This is a genomic window from Marinobacter gudaonensis (assembly GCF_900115175.1).
Taxonomy (GTDB): Bacteria; Pseudomonadota; Gammaproteobacteria; order Pseudomonadales; family Oleiphilaceae; genus Marinobacter; species Marinobacter gudaonensis.
Genome location: NZ_FOYV01000001.1, coordinates 755005 through 771838 on the forward strand (window position 1 = coordinate 755005; position 16834 = coordinate 771838).

The following is a 16834-nucleotide window of genomic DNA, read 5'->3' on the forward strand; positions in this document are numbered from 1 at the left end:
GCCAAAACCCACCGTGACAACGGTGCTCTGCCTGCCGTAACCAACGGGTCCTGTTACGGCAGGCATTGCTCTTCAGGGAAACAGCGCCTTAGCGGGCCTGCTCCCAGGTTTTCAACAGCTCGTCATAGGCAACGGTCTTGCCCTGGGGCTTCTCGTTGGCCAGTTTGGGCTTGGGTGCACCCGGCTGGTCCAGCCAGTACTGTGGGTCACGCGGCTCGTTCAGCTTGGGACCACAGGTTTCCTGAACATTGGCCCGCTGCAGGCGCTCCATCACGCGGTCCTGTGCTTCCGCCAGACCGTCGAGGGCTTTCTGCGGGGTTGCCTCGCCGCTGGCTGCCTGGGCGATATACTGCCACCACAGCTGCGCCAGCTTGGGGTAATCGGGCACGTTGGTGCCTGTCGGAGACCACTGGACCCGGGCCGGGCTGCGGTAAAACTCAACCAGACCACCGAGTTTCGGCGCCATTTCAGTCATCGCCTCAGATTCGATATCGGACTCGCGAATCGGCGTCAGGCCAGCGATGGTCTTTTCCAGGGATACCGTCTTGGACACGGTGAACTGGGCATACAGCCATGCAGCCAGACGACGCTTCTGCGGCGTGGACTTCATGAAGGTCCAGGAACCCACATCCTGATAGCCCAGCTTCATGCCCTCTTCCCAGTAGGGACCACGGGGAGACGGAGCCATACGCCACTTGGGTGTGCCGTCCTCGTTCACCACCGGCAGCCCATCCTTGATCATGCTGGCAGTAAAGGCGGTGTACCAGAAGATCTGCTGGGCAATGTTGCCTTGAGCGGGTACCGGGCCGGCCTCGGAGAAGGTCATACCCTGAGCTTCGGGCGGCGCGTACTGCTCCAGCCAGTCAACATATTTGGTGGTTGCATACACGGCGGCGGGACCATTGGTGGCACCACCCCGGCTGACGCTGGCGCCGACCGGATGACATTCCTCAACCCGAATGCCCCACTCGTCCACCGGCAAACCGTTAGGCAGGCCTTTGTCACCGGCACCGGCCATGGAGAACCAGGCGTCAGTGAAACGCCAACCGAGGGACGGATCTTTCTTGCCGTAATCCATGTGACCGTAGACGCGCTTGCCATCGATTTCCTTCACGTGCACGGAGAAGAACTCGGCGATGTCCTCGTACGCGGACCAGTTCACCGGCACACCCAGCTCATAGCCGTAGATGTCCTTGAACTGCTTTTTCAGGTCCTCACGCTCGAACCAGTCGGCGCGGAACCAGTAGAGGTTGGCAAACTGCTGATCCGGCAGCTGGTAAAGCTTGCCGTCCGGGCCAGTGGTAAAGTCCAGACCGATAAAATCGTCCAGGTCCAGGGTCGGGAGCGTGAGGTCCTTGCCCTCGCCCTTCATGATGTCCTCAACCGGGAATACCTTGCCGTACCGGAAGTGGGTACCAATCAGATCAGAGTCGTTCACCCAGCCGTCGTAGATATTCCGGCCTGACTGCATCTGGGTCTGCAGCTTCTCGATCACGTCGCCTTCCTGGATCAGCGTGTGGGTCAGGTTGATACCCGTGATCTCGGAGAACGCTTTGGCGAGAACGTTGGATTCGTACTCGTGGGTGGCAATGGTTTCAGAAACGACGTTGATATCCATGCCGCGAAACTCTTTCGCCGCTTCGATAAACCACTTCATTTCCTCCATCTGCTGTTCTTTGGTCAGGGTTGACCGCTTGAACTCCTGATTCACCCACTTTTCAGCCGCCTCAGTATACTGATCCGCGCTGACCTGCAGGCTCAAACCCAGTCCCGCCGCACCGATCGCGGCGCTCAGAAACAGGGTTTGGGGATATTTATTGTTCTTGAACATATCCAACCTCGTTCGTCTTGTTTTGAGTGGAACGAATCACCGGGTGTTCCGTTCCGGTTTCATAGCGCTTTCGGGTCGCTATCCGTTGAGTCCGGAACCGATCAATGATCGATTCCGATCATTCACTAAAAAATAGTTCGTTTTCGAAATCATTACAAGCAATTTTATCGGTTTTTTTGCGGCCGGATGTTCGATTTAACACAACCTCCGGCCGCCCTTTCCAATCACCCCCACCGAAGCAGCACGAGCAGCCAGACCACCGAGACGGCCAGGGCAATCCAGAGCGTGACATCAGTGACCGCCAGGAAGGTCAGGTGGATATAAGCGGCCGACAACAGGCCGATAAACAGGCGATCGCCACGTGTGGTCGATATGGGCAGGAAGCCTTTACGCTCCACACAGGGCGACACAATTTCGTAAACGGTCATGATCGCAAGAATGGTTGCGATAACGGCGAAGAAAATCGCCACCGTCGGTGTCCAGTTCATCCACGCAAGCATGTTGTTTCTCCTTTATACGCGTCCGAGGGCGAAGCCGGTGGCAACATGGTTGCGGACGAACCAGATCACCAGAATGCCGGGAATAATAGTCAGTACGCCGGCCGCAGCCAGTACGCCCCAGTCTATTCCACTGGCCCCGACGGTTCGGGTCATGATCGCTCCAATGGGCTGGGCGTCCACCGACGTCAGGGTGCGCGCCAGCAGAAGTTCGACCCAGGAGAACATGAAGGCAAAGAAGGCCGTCACCCCGATGCCGGACCGGATCATCGGCAGGAAAATCTTCACGAAAAAGCGCGGGAAGCTGTAACCATCAATGTAGGCCATCTCATCGTATTCGCGAGGCACACCGGACATAAACCCTTCCAGGATCCACACCGCCAGAGGCACGTTGAACAGACAGTGCGCCAGGGCCACCGCAATGTGGGTGTCAAACAGGCCGATGGACGAATACAGCTGGAAGAATGGCAGCAGGAACACCGCCGGCGGTGCCATACGGTTACTCAGCAGCCAGAAGAACAGGTGCTTGTCGCCAATGAACTTGTACCGGCTGAAGGCGTAGGCAGCCGGCAAAGCCACCAACAGGGTAATCACCACGTTCATGGACACGTAGATCATCGAGTTGATGTAGCCGTTGTACCAGCTCGGGTCGGTGAAGATGACCGCATAGTTGTCGAAGGTGAACTTTTCCGGCCACAGAGTCAGGCCGCTCAGGATCTCCTGGTTGGTTTTGAACGACATGTTCAGAAGCCAGTAGATCGGGGTCAGCAGGAGCACGATAAAAATCGTGATTCCCAGGTTCTTGGATCGTGTCTGTTTCATCACAGTCTCCTTATTTTTCTTTATCGGCGGCAGTGATGGCGGTAAAGAACAGCCATGAGATCAGCAGCACAATCAGGAAGTAGATCAGTGAAAACGCGGCCGCACGCCCCAGGTCGAACTGGCCTATGGCCATGGTGGTCAGGGTCTGGCTCAAAAAGGTGGTAGAGCTGCCCGGACCGCCCCCGGTCAGCACAAAGGGCTCGGTGTAGATCATGAAACTGTCCATGAACCGCAACAGCACGGCGATGATCAGCACGTTCTTGAGGCGGGGGAGCTGGATGTAACGGAACACCGCCCACCGGGAGGCGCGGTCTATCTCCGCAGCCTGGTAGAACGCCTCCGGAATGGCCCGAAGCCCGGAGTAACAGAGCAACGCCACCAGCGGGGTCCAGTGCCAGACATCCATCAGCAACACCGTTAGCCACGCATCGAGGGTGTCCCCGGTGTAGTTGTAGTCAAAACCCAGTGAATTCAGGGCCCAACCGAACAGGCCAATGTCGCCACGACCGAAGATCTGCCAGATGGTGCCCACCACGTTCCAGGGAATCAGCAGCGGAATCGCCAGCAGGATCAGCGCCAGGGACGCCTTGATGCCGGACTTGGGCATCATCAGCGCAACACCAATGCCAAGCGGGATCTGGATCAGCAGAACCGCACCGGAGAAAATGAACTGCCGGATCAGCGACTCCTGCAGTCGCTCGTCATGGAGAATGATCTCGAACCACTCCGTGCCCACATAGTAGGCACTGCCGGGCCCGAAGATGTCCTGCACCGAATAGTTCACAACAGTCATCAGGGGGATAAGGGCCGAAAAGGCCACCAGCACGAAGACCGGCAGTACCAGCCACCAGGCACGGTTATTGGGAGTCTTGGTCATTATTCTTGCTCCTTGATCAGAAACTCGTCCACGTAAAGCATCAGCCACTGACTTGGGAATGACAGATGCACCCGGGAGCCGATGTCGGCCGAGAAATCCTCGTTCTGGCGGACTTTCAGGATCTCCGGTCCCAGTTGAACAGTCACGATCTTGTAGGTGCCCAGGTCTTCAACATCCCGGACTTCGGCTTCGAAGGTTTCATCGGAGGGCTGCGCCGAGATTTCCACAAACTCCGGGCGGATACCGATCTTGATATTGCCGGACTTCAGGCGCTGGAGCGCTTCCACCTTCCAGCTGTCCAGGGGCACCACGATGCTGCCGAAGCAGACTCCGCGAGGGCAGCGCTGGACCTCAATGAGGTTCATGCCCGGACTGCCGATGAAAAAGCCGACAAAGGTGTGGTTCGGCCGTTCGAACAGCTCTGTGGGCGTGCCAAACTGAACAATCTGGCCGCCGTACATCACCGCAATCTTGTCTGCGAAGGTGGACGCCTCCAGCTGGTCGTGGGTCACGTACACCATGGTGATGTCGAACTGTTCGTGAATCTGCTTAAGCTTGCGCCGCAGCTTCCACTTCAGCTGCGGATCGATGACCGTAAGCGGCTCGTCGAACAGGATGGCCGACACGTCCTCTCGCACCAGACCCCGTCCCATCGACACCTTTTGCTTTTCGTCAGCGGTGAGGTTCTTGGCTTTCTTGTAGAGCTTGTCCTCGATTTCCAGAACCTCGGCGATCTCGTGCACTCGAGCCTTGATCTTGGACGCCGGTATCTTGTTGTTCTTCAGAGGAAACGCGAGGTTATCGAAGACCGTCATGGAGTCGTAGATAACCGGGAACTGGAACACCTGAGCGATGTTGCGGTCCCGGGGCGACAGCTCATTCACGCGTTTGCCGTCGAACAGGACATCCCCCTCCGAGGGCTGAACCAGACCGGAAATGATGTTCAGCATGGTGCTTTTACCGCAGCCGGAGGGCCCGAGAAGGGCGTAGGCGCCGCCCTTGTGCCAGACATGGTCCAGTTGACGGATGGCGTAATCGTCAGGTCCCGTTGGCGCGCTCACATAGCTGTGGGCAAGTGATTTCAACTGAATTTCAGCCATTACTGAGATCCTCCTGCAACCCGGGCCGGCGTGTGCACCAGTTGCTCGTTGCTATCAAACACAAACAGCTTGTTGATGGGCAGGTACACCTTGATGGGAGCGCCCGTGTGATACTGGTGCACGCCCATGAGCTGGAGCACCATCTCGAAATGGCTGTTCTCCACGTGCATGAAGGTTTCCGAGCCACTGATATCACTCAGCTCCACCTCCATGGACATTTCCAGATCGTCGTCCCCGGTGGGCACCAGGCCAATGTGGCTGGGACGGATACCGAACCAGTAATCACCCGGGGTGAGCTTCGACAGTTCCTTGGTAAGAGCGTGATGGGAATACTCGTCGAAAGTCACTTCGGTTTCTGAAACCCGACCGCGGATCATGTTCATGGGCGGTTCACTGAACAACTGCGCAGCGAGTGTGTTCACAGGCGCGCGGTAAACGTCCATGACCGGCCCGGTCTGTACCACTCCACCCTCGTGCAGGAGCGTGGTGGTACCACCCAGGGCCAGCGCTTCATTCGCTTCCGTGGTCGCATACACCGCAATGCACTGGCGCTCCCGGAACAGATCCCGCAGTTCGGCCCGCAATTCTTCCCGGAGCTTGTAGTCCAGGTTCACCAGGGGCTCGTCGAACAGAACCAGGGTGGCGTCTTTCACCAGGGCCCGAGCCATGGCCGTGCGCTGTTGCTGGCCGCCGGACAGTTCCAGCGGGTAACGTTTGAGCAGCGGGTCGATCCGGAGCATGGCGGCCGTTTCCTTGACCCGCCGATCGATCTCGGATTCCGCCATCTTTGCCAGACGCAGCGGCGAGGCGATGTTCTCGTACACCGTGAGATTGGGATAATTGATGAACTGCTGGTAGATCATCGAGATATTGCGGTCCTGAACGCTCTGCCCTGTTACGTCTGTTCCGTTGTAGATCAGCCGACCGGTGTCAGGCTTGTCCAGACCGGCCATCAGACGCATCAGTGAAGTTTTTCCGGCCAGTGTCCGGCCGAGCAGAACATTAAAGGAACCTGCCTCGAAGGTGAGGCTGGCATCCCGTATATAGTCGACACCGTCGACAGCACGGGAAATGTTTTCCAGTGTTAAGGACATAGGTTTTCCTTTTTGTTCTTGTGGAAACGCACTCCGGGCCCACTCAATGGGGCCCTGGAAATTCGATTTCGAATCTTTGTACGCAAAGCCCGTACCAGATCCACACCTGACATAGGTACTCTTACCTATAATACTGAAATATATACTTTTTTCCGAAACGGATTATTTCTTATTCGAAAATTAAAATGTTCGTTTAGCAATACTTTGTTCAAATTGAACATTGACGTGAACACCAATTGCACAGATCATTGAGCAACAATCCAGAGCGGTTGGGCCTGTTTTTTCACAGGGACGTTCCCCAGAACAACAAACGAACAGTCGAGTGTTTGCTAATGGATAGAAACGAATATTCGGACGATCGCGACGTTATCGCCAATTCCTGGAATCGCTGCATTGCCTGGGGGCTCGACCAGGATCACGAGCCCACCCCACTCTGCCCGGAACCGGTCCGTCTAGAGGAAATCACACGAAAATACGAGGAACTGCTCTCGGTGACCGAGGCCGAAGTGCTGCCTTACTACCGGAACGTTCTGTCCAACAGCCGCTGCCTGATATTGCTGGCAGATCAGCACGCCACGGTGCTGAACAGCTGGGGCGATGAGCGCATTACCGAGGCGCGACTGAAACCCTGGTTCCGGCCGGGCGCGAACTGGCAGGAACAGAATTGCGGCACCAACGCCATCGGCACCGCCATTGCCATCAGCGCCCCCGTACAGATCCAGCGCAACGAACACTTTCTGAAATCCAATCGCAGTATCATTGGGTCCGCCGCCCCGATTTTTGACGCCCACAAACAGATTGCCGGCGTGCTGAGCGTGTTCAGTGACGCCTATCTGCCACAGGCCCACACCCTGGGCATGGTCCGGCTGCTTTCGCAGTCGGTGGAAAACCGACTGATCAGTCGCCAGTTCGGAACGGACCATTTCCAGATTACGCTCAACACAACAGCGGACAACTTCGATAGCCCCTGGTCGGGAATTCTCGTTTGCGACGATGCCGGCTATGTGATTGCCAGCAATCAGCGGGCGGACCAGCTGCTTGCAACCGCGACCGCCAATAGCCGGCTTGATGAGTTGTTCACGACACACCGCAACCACATTCTTGGGCATCCGGACACCGAACCCCTGCAGCTGACTACCCGCAGCAGGGTCAGGCTGTACGCCCGGGTCCGGCGACCCGCCAACGTGCCCGGCACCAAACCCCAGGGCGCTCCGGCGCCGCTGCCGACAGATCAGCCCGCCAGCCAGCCGCTAGACATCACGCGACTGGAATACGGGGATTCAGCGGTTAAACGCTGTGCCAGCCAAAGCCTTAAGGTTCTGCAGCGGGGGGTTCCGGTGCTGATTACCGGAGAGACCGGCGTCGGCAAGGAAGTACTGGTGAAGGCTCTGCACCGTGCCTCACAGCGCAGGGACCAGCCCCTGGTGGCCGTGAACTGTGCGGCGATACCGCCGGAGCTGGTGGAATCGGAGTTGTTCGGGTACGAAGCCGGCGCCTTCACCGGCGCCCGGGCCCAAGGTTCCGTCGGCTTTATCCGCAAAGCCCACAAGGGCATTCTGTTTCTGGACGAGATCGGCGAAATGCCGCTATCGGCACAGTCCCGACTGCTGCGGGTGCTGCAGGAAAGAGTGGTGACTCCCGTTGGCTCCACCGAGAGCGTCCCGGTGGACATTCTGCTGGTCACCGCGACCAACCGCCCGCTTGCCACCCGCATCGACCATGGAGAATTCCGGGCCGATCTGTATTACCGGATCAACGGCCTGTGCGTGGAACTCCCCGCTCTCCGGCACCGGGCCGACCGACGTCAGTTGATTCAGGCCATCTACGATCGGCACCGGGATCCTGGCCAGAGCGATGCCTTGTCGCCCCGCGTACTCTCCGCTCTCGAGAATCACCCCTGGCCAGGCAACATCCGGCAACTGGTGAATGTTCTGCGGGTTGCAATCGCGATCGCAGACGGAGAGGACATACAGATCTGGCACCTGCCGGAAGATTTCCTGGCCGAGTTTGAAGCCAGTGCTGTTGAAGATACGCCGGAACCCGCCCCCGATACCGTGGATCCTGCGAACGGCACGCAGTCAGCAGACCCGCTGGCGCGAACTCTTCAGGTTTACCACAAGTGCACGGGCAACATCTCGCAGGCGGCCCGAGAACTGGCCATCAGTCGAAACACTCTTTACAAGCGCCTGCGGGAACTGGGCGTTCGCTGACCCCGGTTCCCGCAGCGCGGGATGAACGCAGCCAGTCCTTACAGTTTCTGAACTGCCTGAATCCAGCCCTCGTACAGGCTGTCCCGGTGCTCCTTGGACATCACCGGCTCAAAGCTACGATTGCAGCGCCACAGGTCGGAGAGTTGTTCCAGAGAGCTGTAGACACCGGCTTTCAGGCCGGCCAGATAGGCGGCACCAAGCGCGGTAGTCTCCACCAGCGAAGGCCGGTCCACCCGCGCTCCCAGGATGTCGGCCAGGAACTGCAGTACCCAGTTATTGGCCACCATGCCCCCATCAACCCTGAGGGTAACGGGACGAATGCCGTCCTTCTCCATGGCCTTCTGCAGATCCTTGGTCTGGTAGCATACTGACTGCAAACCAGCCGTCACGATCTCTTTGATACCGGTATCCCTCGTGAGACCGAAGATGGCGCCACGTGCATTGGGGTCCCAATAGGGCGCGCCCAGGCCGGTAAACGCCGGCACCAGGTAGACACCGTGATCCACCGGCGTACCCTCGGCCAGCGGCTCGGTCTCACAGGCGTCCCGGATGAGCTGAAGGCCATCTCGCAACCACTGAATGGTGGCACCGGCAATGAAAATACTGCCTTCCAGGGCGTAGGTGGGCTTGCCATTCACCCGATAGGCCACGGTGGTCAGTAGCCGGTGTTTGGACTGCAGGGCTTTGTCGCCGGTATTGAGCATGAGGAAACAGCCGGTACCGTAGGTGCTCTTTGCCATGCCGATCCCGAAACAAGTCTGGCCGAACAGCGCAGCCTGCTGATCGCCGGCAATGCCCAGCACGGAGGTGCCGTTGAGAGCGCCGCCGTGGGTGATCTGACCAAAGTCGTCTGCCGAGTCCATAACCTCAGGCAGCAGGGACTCCGGAATTCCGAACAGCTCCAGCAACTCGGGGTCCCATTTCTGGGAATGGATATTGAACAGCAGGGTACGACTGGCGTTTGTGGCATCGGTGCGGTGCTCCCGTCCTCCGGTCAGTCGCCATAGCAGGAAGCTGTCGACAGTTCCAAAAGCCAGCTCACCGCGTTCAGCACGTTCGCGCACGCCCGCGACATTGTCCAGGATCCAGCGGATCTTGGTCGCGGAGAAATAGGGATCGATCAGCAGGCCGGTTTTCCCGTTGACCCAGGATTCCAGGCCCTCGGCCTTGAGTGATTCACAGTAGGAGGCGGTACGGCGATCCTGCCAAACTATGGCGTTGTAAACCGGCTCGCCGGTCTTGCGGTCCCAGACCAGGGTGGTTTCGCGCTGGTTGGTAATGCCCACAGCGACCACCTCACCCCGCTCCCCGCACTCTTCGGACATCACCGCATCGCAGGTCTGCGTTACCGAGGACCAGATAGCCTCCGGGTCGTGCTCCACCCAGCCACTGGCGGGGAACTGCTGGGGGAATTCCTGCTGACGGGTGGCGTGTATGTTGCCCTGCAGGTCAAAGAGGATGGCGCGGGAACTGGTGGTGCCCTGATCGATGGAAAGTATGTATTGGCTCATGGTTGGTTCGACCTCGCTTTCTTATTTTTTCGCATTTTTACTTTTTTGAACATCAAAGCCAAGTCATTTTCACGATAATCGCGCATCGAAGGGCAGAGGCGCACCAAAAGAGCTGCATAAGCCGCTGAAAACAACTAAACTTCAGAATATTTTCGCCAATGCAGCATTTCGAATGAGAACGATCACTCAAGCACAGGGGGTTTGAATGGCACAGCGTCGTCGACAGGATCTGATCATGGAGCTGATCCAGCAGAATGGATTTGTGACCACAGAACAGCTGGTGGACCAGTTCAAAGTCACGCCGCAGACGATCCGAAGAGACCTCAACGAGCTGGCCAAACAGAAAAAACTCCGCCGGCACCATGGCGGCGCGGGCATTGACTCCAGCACGGTCAATACCGCCTACCAGGCGCGCAAGATCATGGACCTGGAGGCCAAGGAACGCATTGCCGAAGCTCTGGTAGAGATGATCCCCGATAACTCCTCCATGTTCATCAACATCGGCACCACCACCGAAACCATCGCCAAGGCGTTACTGGAAAAGAACAATCTGCAGGTGGTTACCAACAACCTGCACGTTGCCTCCATACTCTCCGCCAAGGAAGACTTCCATGTGATCATCGCCGGCGGGGAGGTGCGCAACCGGGACGGCGGTATCGTTGGCGAAGCTACCCGGGATTTCATCAACCAGTTCAAAATGGACTTTGGCATCATCGGCATTAGCGGTATCCACAACGACGGCTCGCTGCTGGACTTCGACTACCGTGAAGTGCGGGTCGCGCAGGCCATCATCGCCAACTCCCAGCAGGTGCTGCTCGCCGCCGACCACTCCAAATTCGGCCGCAACGCCATGGTCCGGCTGGGCAGCATCACCCAGGCCGACCACGTGTTTACCGACCAGCAGCCTCCGGTGGAAATTCGCCAACTCCTTACCGAACACAACGTTCAGCTGCACCTCGTCTGATCTGACAGCGTTTTTTTCGACTTCCTCCCTTTTCGAAAATGTGACCGCCTACATATTTTCGCTTTTTTTCTAATTTTTCCTTTACGAATATCCGTGCCTTTCGCATAATGATAGACAGACCGCGTTAAGAACTTCTAGACGCGCGCGAAAGAACCATGCGTCTTATCCAAATTGTCGTCAGGAGATGACCAACAATGACTATGGAGCACGACCAGTTTGACGTTGTTGTCGTTGGCGGTGGAGTCAACGGCACCGGCATTGCGATGGATGCAGCAGGACGGGGACTGAAAGTCCTCCTGTGCGAAATGAACGACCTCGCATCGGCTACCTCATCGAGCAGCAGCAAGCTGATTCACGGCGGCCTGCGGTACCTGGAGCACTACGAATTCCGCCTGGTACGGGAAGCCCTGGCCGAGCGGGAATCATTGTTGCGGAACTCTCCGCACATCATGTGGCCCATGCGCTTCCGCCTGCCCCACCGCCCTCACTTGCGCCCTGCCTGGATGATCCGCACCGGCCTGTTCCTTTACGATCATCTGGCCAAGCGAGAAATTCTCCCGGGCTCCCGTTCGATCCGTTTCGACAGCTCGGACCCCCTGAAACCGGATATCACCAAAGGCTTCGAATACTCGGATGGCTGGGTAGATGACGCCAGGCTGGTGGTGTTGACCGCGAAAAAGGCACAACAGTTCGGCGCGCAGATCCGCACCCGCACCAAGTGCGTCAAGGCGGAACAGGGCAACAAACACTGGAAGATCACCCTGCGTGACATGACCGGCGAGCGCGAGACCACTGTTACGGCCAAGGCAATCGTCAATGCCTCGGGCCCCTGGGTCAGCAAACTGTTCGGCGAGACTCTGTCCATGCCGGCGCCCAAGATGATCCGCATGGTCAAGGGCAGCCACATTGTGGTGCCACGACTGAACAAGGGCGATGAGGCCTACATCCTGCAGAACGAGGATGAGCGGATTGTGTTCGTAATTCCTTACGAGGACGAGTTCTCCCTCGTGGGCACCACAGACGTGGATTACGAGGGTGATCCGAAAAAGGCGAAAATCTCCCCCGAGGAAACGGATTACCTGCTGAACATCGTGAACTCCCACTTCAAGCGCCAACTGGCGCCGTCGGATGTGGTCTGGTCCTACAGCGGGGTCCGCCCCCTTATGGATGACGAGGAAGAAAATGCCCAGAAGGCCTCGAGGGACTACTCCTTCGAGGTGAACAGCGAGAAAGGCAAGGCGCCGCTGATTTCGGTATTCGGCGGCAAGATCACGACCTATCGCAAACTGGCCGAGGCCGCCACCGACAAACTGTGCCAGTTCTTCCCGGAAGCCGGTGGGCGCTGGACCAAGACCGGCGTGCTGCCCGGTGGCGATTTCTCCAACCACGAGGCACTAGAGGCTACTCTGAAGCGAGATTTTCCCTGGCTGGATCAGAAGGTGATTGAACGCTACGTTCGCACCTACGGCACCAGCAGCTACGATCTCCTAAGGGATTGCAACGCCATGGAAGACCTGGGTATGCACTTCGCTGGCACACTCTATGAACGGGAGGTTGACTACCTGGTACGCAACGAATGGGCCATGACCTCCGAGGATATTCTCTGGCGCCGGACCAAACAGGGCTTGTACGCCTCGGAGTCCGATGTCGAAGCCCTCGACCGTTACCTGATGAAAACGGTCACGCCCCAGACTCACAGAACCGCTCTCCACCACAGCGCCTGATGCTCTCTCAGGCATCTTTGCTCCGGCCGGATGATCTCCGCCCGGAGCTTTTTTCGGTATATCACCCTGGATTCCAGGCCTTGGAGAAGTCAGGCAGGCGGAGGCCCCTCCCAAAACACGCTGTAAATACATCCCTGTACGCTCGGCTCCGCCATCCATGGCTCCGCACGGTTTTAGGAGGGGCCTCCGCCTGCCTTCCCAGACATTCTCGGAATCTCAAAAAAAAAGGTTGAGGCATTAACCTCAACCTTTTTGGCTTCGAGTTTCCAGGGCGCTAGCCCCAGATCATCACAATCAGAACGTCAGCTGCGAACCAAAGATGATTGCGTCGTACTCACCTTCTCCGTTGCCGGTACCCAGCGTGGTGTACTCGGCCATCAGCGTCAGGTTGTCCGTTGCCGCATACCGGGCAAACAGCATGGTCAGATCGGTGTCGTCGCCATCACCGGCAACGAAGTCGTCTTCACCCTCGCCGTAGCTCACACCCAGGGTAGTGCGGTTGATCTTGTAGGTGGTCTCAACGTACCACTGGCTGGCGTCTTCCTCGTTTGGATCGAGGCGCGCAGCATAGACATAGTTACCTGTGCCCTGAGTAATGCCGTAGTTACCACGAACCGTCAGATCACCCACCGAAACCGAACCGCCGAAGTCGACACCAGACATGGTGTAGTCCTCAAAAGCACCGGTTTTGGAGTCGACGTCCTGCGTGAAGCCACTCGACCACAGAGAGAAGTTGCTGCCGGAGTAAACGACATTGGCTTCAATCCGGGGCATCGTGTATTCCGCATCGGCCACACCGTCCACTTTCGACGGGCTGAACAGGCCGACCTTGAACTGCAGCCCACCCAGATCGTTGGAGGTGTACATCACCCGCGGGGTGAAGTTGGCGTAGAAATAGCCGTTGCCGATACGACCCGCTGTGGCGGCAACCTGGTCCGGTCCGCCAATCAGGCCCACACCCAGTCCGCTGCCATTGTCGCCAATGGCTGGCACGCCATAGATACCAAAGCCTTTACCGATGTTCACCGTACCAAAATCACCAGCAACAGCAATTTCGGACACCCGGCTGCGGAAATTGGCCTCCGCGTCTCCGGGGGCAATGTCAGCGTTCATCTGGAAGTGACCGGATACCTGCAGACCGTTCTGGGTCGGTGCGTAGATGTTGGTCTGAAGAGTCGCCGGATTGAAGCCGGTCGTGATTGTGAAGGAGTCTTCGTCGGTAGGCTCATCATAGTTTCCGAACACGGCAAAGATCGGAATATGGCCGTTGAAGCCTACCTTCCAACCATTGTCGGATTCGAGGGAAACCTCGGCCATGGCCGGCGTGGCAACGCCTGCAGCCAAGAGCAGCGCGACCGCCAGGGGCGCCTTTCGGAAAGAGCGGTTGTTGGACGACATTGGGACTTTGTTGTTTTCGATCATGGTAGCTTCCTGTTTTTGTTAGCGCTTGACTCACGCCGACCGCCAGCACCAGAGCCGAGGGTCGGCGTCGTTAACGAACTGCCCTCCGTTTTCGTTCGAAGATTAATCAGTTCGAAACAGAACAAATCTAACTCCGAACACCCCAAATGAAAAGTTTATGATCGAAAAAATTTTCGTTTAGTCGGATTTCAGTATTTCCGAAAACCAAGAGAGACAATTTATCTATCTGTTTTTAATGAATTTTATAACACTGAATTGATCATTAGTTTTTTTCGTTGACGAACCTTTTGACGAGCTCTATGATCGGTTTTTGTACGAAAACCAACAAAAACAAGAGGCGATCATGAAAACATTCACTGTGCTGGTGATCCTGGCGCTCCTGTCAGGTCGCACCGCGTCGGCGGGCCCTCTGTTTGACGCACTGTCTCCGGAAAAGCAATCACTCGTTCGCTCACTGGTGACCGATCACTTCCCTGACTCCACCCTGTCACCCGAAGAACAGGCCGAAGAACTGGCCTGGTTTGCCCATGCCGCCAGCGACCTGCAGGGGCAGGAAATTTCGGTCCTGTCTGAACAATTGCCAACCCATAATTACGAAGCAGAGGTTCTGGCGCCGGCCTTCTCCCAACTGACCGGCATTGCCGTTACCCATGACCGCAAGCCGGAGGGTGAAGTTATCCGGCAGATCAACCTGCAGCGCATCATGGCGGCCAAGGGTCGCTATGATGCGTTCGTGAATGACTCCGACATGATCGGGACCCATGCCCGCAGCGGCTGGGCGCTCGCGCTGAGCGATTACATGGAAGGCGAAGGCAAGGCGTTTACGCTGCCGAGTCTCGCGCTTGAGGATTTTATTGGCCTGGACTTTGTGACCGGCCCGGACGGTAAGCTCTACCAGCTGCCAGACCAGCAGTTCGCCAACCTGTACTGGTTCCGATACGACTGGTTCCAGCGTCCCGAGTTGCGAGCACAGTTCCGGGAGCGCTATGGCTACGAGCTGGGCGTGCCGGTCAACTGGTCGGCCTACGAGGACATTGCAGAGTTTTTCAGCGTGCACGTGCGCGAAATCGACGGCCAGCGTGTTTACGGCCACATGGACTACGGCAAACGGGACCCGTCACTTGGCTGGCGTTTTACCGATGCCTGGTTCTCCATGGCCGGCGCTGGCGACAAGGGCATTCCCAACGGGCTTCCCGTGGACGAATGGGGCATTCGCATGGAGGGCTGCCATCCGGTCGGGTCTTCGGTCAGTCGCGGTGGCGCCACCAATAGCCCGGCCGCAGTCTACGCCCTCGAGAAATACATTGACTGGCTTGATCGATTTGCTCCACCTGAAGCCCGCGACATGACTTTCTCCGAGGCCGGTCCCGTTCCGGCACAAGGTCAGGTTGCACAACAGATCTTCTGGTACACGGCGTTTACCTCCGATATGACCCGTGAGGGACTGCCAGTGGTTAACGAGGATGGCACGCCAAAATGGCGCATGGCGCCCTCCCCGCGCGGGGCCTACTGGGAGGACGGCATGAAGCTGGGCTACCAGGACGTGGGTGCCTGGACCATACCCCGCGCCATGGGCGCAGAACGCCAGAAAGCGGCCTGGTTGTATGCTCAGTTCACGGTGGCAAGAACGGTCTCGCTGCAGAAAACGCTGTATGGACTGACTCCGATCCGTCTGTCCGACCTGGAGTCCCCACAAATGCAGCAGAAGGCACCGGCCCTGGGCGGGCTGGTAGAGTTTTACCGCAGCCCGGCGCGGCTTGCCTGGTCTCCAACCGGGGTTAACGTGCCGGACTACCCGCGCCTCGCCAAGCTCTGGTGGCCCAACATCGCAGACGCCGTAACCGGCAAGGTGAGCCCTCAGCAGGCGCTGGACAACCTGGCTGCCGCCCAGGACCGCACACTCTCGGTCATCGAGCGCAACTTTCTGGCCGGTGACTGTGGGCCGAAGATGGCGGAAGGAGCCGACGTGCGGGGAGCCGAGTGGTGGCTGGCTCAACCTGGCGCCCCTAAGCCAAGGCTTGCCAACGAAAAGCCCAAAGGCGTCACCATTCGCTACGAGGACCTGCTGAAGCAGTGGGAAGTGGCCGGGGGCTAATCGTCCTCGCCCGGCTCCAGTAATTGCGCCACCCGCTCCTGCAGTGCCGGGATTACGTCTGCCTCAAACCAGGGATTACGTCGTAACCAGAGATTGTTCCTTGGGCTGGGGTGAGGCATGGGCAACACGGCGGGCCAGTGATCCCGCCACTGCCGAACCGACTCTGTGACCGATCGCCGCGGTCCGGGCAGGTGCCAGGCGTGGGCGTACTGGCCGATGACCAGGGTCAGCGCAATGTTGGGTAAGCGATCCAGCAGCGCCTGCCGCCAGGCCGGGGCGCACTCGGGTCTGGGCGGCAGATCACCGGATTTGCCGGTCCCCGGATAACAGAAACCCATAGGCAGGATGGCCATCTTCTGTTCGTCATAAAACGTATCGCGGGTAACGCCCATCCATTGTCGGAGCCGATCGCCGCTGGGGTCGTTGAACGGCAGCCCGGTTTCGTGCACGCGTCGGCCCGGGGCCTGCCCTACCACGAGAATACGGGCGCTTTCGGCCATCTGGATGACCGGCCTGGGGCCCAGGGGCAGATAGTCCGCGCAGATCGTGCAGGCCCGCACCCGGCGGACCAGTTGATCAAAGCTAAGGTGTGCAAGCTCATCAGTCATCAGTTATTGGCTTCCCCGGCGATTGCATCATCTCGCGAATCCCGTAACGATAGGAGCACTTCTCTCTCGTAACAAGCAC

13 protein-coding genes are annotated in these 16834 nt (G+C 58.0%); 4 read left to right on the forward strand and 9 right to left on the reverse strand.

Going from position 1 to position 16834, the window contains the following annotated elements:
• Positions 1-88: 88 nt before the first annotated feature.
• The 6 genes from BM344_RS03440 to BM344_RS03465 all read right to left on the reverse strand — a co-directional run bounded on the left by BM344_RS03440 (position 89) and on the right by BM344_RS03465 (position 6221).
• Positions 89-1831, reverse strand: a complete 1743-nt coding sequence (locus tag BM344_RS03440) for an ABC transporter substrate-binding protein (RefSeq protein WP_091986083.1) — start codon at positions 1829-1831, stop codon at positions 89-91.
• 224 nt (positions 1832-2055) lie between these two features.
• Positions 2056-2331 carry a DUF2160 domain-containing protein gene (locus BM344_RS03445; RefSeq protein ID WP_091986084.1) on the reverse strand — a complete coding sequence of 92 codons (276 nt, stop codon included), beginning with the start codon at positions 2329-2331 and terminating at the stop codon, positions 2056-2058.
• A 12-nt stretch (positions 2332-2343) separates the two neighbouring features.
• Entirely contained in the window at positions 2344-3150 is an 807-nt protein-coding gene (locus BM344_RS03450; RefSeq protein WP_091986086.1) for a carbohydrate ABC transporter permease, read from the reverse strand.
• A gap of 10 nt (positions 3151-3160) precedes the next feature.
• Positions 3161-4027 (reverse strand): carbohydrate ABC transporter permease, encoded by an 867-nt coding sequence (locus BM344_RS03455; protein ID WP_091986089.1) that lies wholly within the window; start codon positions 4025-4027, stop codon positions 3161-3163.
• Positions 4027-5127 (reverse strand): ABC transporter ATP-binding protein, encoded by a 1101-nt coding sequence (locus BM344_RS03460; protein ID WP_091986090.1) that lies wholly within the window; start codon positions 5125-5127, stop codon positions 4027-4029. The genes BM344_RS03455 and BM344_RS03460 overlap by 1 nt, the downstream gene beginning before the upstream one ends.
• The gene (locus BM344_RS03465) at positions 5127-6221 is read right to left on the reverse strand and encodes an ABC transporter ATP-binding protein (protein ID WP_091986093.1); all 1095 of its coding nucleotides are present in this window, start codon (positions 6219-6221) and stop codon (positions 5127-5129) included. Before BM344_RS03465 ends, BM344_RS03460 begins: the two co-directional genes overlap by 1 nt.
• A 332-nt stretch (positions 6222-6553) precedes the next feature.
• Here BM344_RS03465 and BM344_RS03470 point away from each other — a divergent pair, with 332 nt between their 5' ends.
• Positions 6554-8431, forward strand: coding sequence for a sigma-54-dependent Fis family transcriptional regulator (locus tag BM344_RS03470; RefSeq protein WP_091986095.1), 1878 nt, complete (start codon positions 6554-6556; stop codon positions 8429-8431).
• 38 nt (positions 8432-8469) lie between these two features.
• Here the strand turns inward: BM344_RS03470 and glpK are convergent, their stop codons facing one another.
• On the reverse strand, positions 8470-9942 hold the full coding sequence (gene glpK, locus BM344_RS03475; protein ID WP_091986098.1) for a glycerol kinase GlpK: 1473 nt from the start codon (positions 9940-9942) through the stop codon (positions 8470-8472).
• A gap of 205 nt (positions 9943-10147) precedes the next feature.
• On the opposite strand from glpK, the gene BM344_RS03480 reads away from it, so the two are divergent.
• Both BM344_RS03480 and glpD read left to right on the forward strand, forming a co-directional pair.
• Positions 10148-10906 carry a DeoR/GlpR family transcriptional regulator gene (locus BM344_RS03480; RefSeq protein WP_091986100.1) on the forward strand — a complete coding sequence of 253 codons (759 nt, stop codon included), beginning with the start codon at positions 10148-10150 and terminating at the stop codon, positions 10904-10906.
• Positions 10907-11100: 194 nt separating this feature from the next.
• On the forward strand, positions 11101-12630 hold the full coding sequence (glpD, locus tag BM344_RS03485) for a glycerol-3-phosphate dehydrogenase (protein WP_091986102.1): 1530 nt from the start codon (positions 11101-11103) through the stop codon (positions 12628-12630).
• A 294-nt stretch (positions 12631-12924) separates the two neighbouring features.
• On the opposite strand, the gene BM344_RS03490 is transcribed toward glpD, so the two are convergent.
• Positions 12925-14052 (reverse strand): porin family protein, encoded by a 1128-nt coding sequence (locus tag BM344_RS03490; RefSeq protein WP_091986105.1) that lies wholly within the window; start codon positions 14050-14052, stop codon positions 12925-12927.
• 343 nt (positions 14053-14395) lie between these two features.
• Here BM344_RS03490 and BM344_RS03495 point away from each other — a divergent pair, with 343 nt between their 5' ends.
• Positions 14396-16147, forward strand: a complete 1752-nt coding sequence (locus BM344_RS03495) for an ABC transporter substrate-binding protein (RefSeq protein ID WP_139229623.1) — start codon at positions 14396-14398, stop codon at positions 16145-16147.
• Here the strand turns inward: BM344_RS03495 and BM344_RS03500 are convergent.
• Entirely contained in the window at positions 16144-16755 is a 612-nt protein-coding gene (locus tag BM344_RS03500; protein ID WP_091986109.1) for a uracil-DNA glycosylase family protein, read from the reverse strand. The two genes, BM344_RS03495 and BM344_RS03500, sit on opposite strands and share 4 nt — an antisense overlap.
• Positions 16756-16834: the final 79 nt, after the last annotated feature.

Coding starts and splice junctions, on each gene's coding strand:
- BM344_RS03465 (WP_091986093.1), bottom strand. CDS start 6,221: ATGTCCTTAACACTGGAAAACATTTCCCGTGCTGTCGACGGTGTCGAC.
- glpD (WP_091986102.1), top strand. CDS start 11,101: ATGACTATGGAGCACGACCAGTTTGACGTTGTTGTCGTTGGCGGTGGA.
- BM344_RS03445 (WP_091986084.1), bottom strand. CDS start 2,331: ATGCTTGCGTGGATGAACTGGACACCGACGGTGGCGATTTTCTTCGCC.
- BM344_RS03460 (WP_091986090.1), bottom strand. CDS start 5,127: ATGGCTGAAATTCAGTTGAAATCACTTGCCCACAGCTATGTGAGCGCG.
- BM344_RS03455 (WP_091986089.1), bottom strand. CDS start 4,027: ATGACCAAGACTCCCAATAACCGTGCCTGGTGGCTGGTACTGCCGGTC.
- BM344_RS03470 (WP_091986095.1), top strand. CDS start 6,554: ATGGATAGAAACGAATATTCGGACGATCGCGACGTTATCGCCAATTCC.
- glpK (WP_091986098.1), bottom strand. CDS start 9,942: ATGAGCCAATACATACTTTCCATCGATCAGGGCACCACCAGTTCCCGC.
- BM344_RS03500 (WP_091986109.1), bottom strand. CDS start 16,755: ATGACTGATGAGCTTGCACACCTTAGCTTTGATCAACTGGTCCGCCGG.
- BM344_RS03495 (WP_139229623.1), top strand. CDS start 14,396: ATGAAAACATTCACTGTGCTGGTGATCCTGGCGCTCCTGTCAGGTCGC.
- BM344_RS03440 (WP_091986083.1), bottom strand. CDS start 1,831: ATGTTCAAGAACAATAAATATCCCCAAACCCTGTTTCTGAGCGCCGCG.
- BM344_RS03480 (WP_091986100.1), top strand. CDS start 10,148: ATGGCACAGCGTCGTCGACAGGATCTGATCATGGAGCTGATCCAGCAG.
- BM344_RS03450 (WP_091986086.1), bottom strand. CDS start 3,150: ATGAAACAGACACGATCCAAGAACCTGGGAATCACGATTTTTATCGTG.
- BM344_RS03490 (WP_091986105.1), bottom strand. CDS start 14,052: ATGATCGAAAACAACAAAGTCCCAATGTCGTCCAACAACCGCTCTTTC.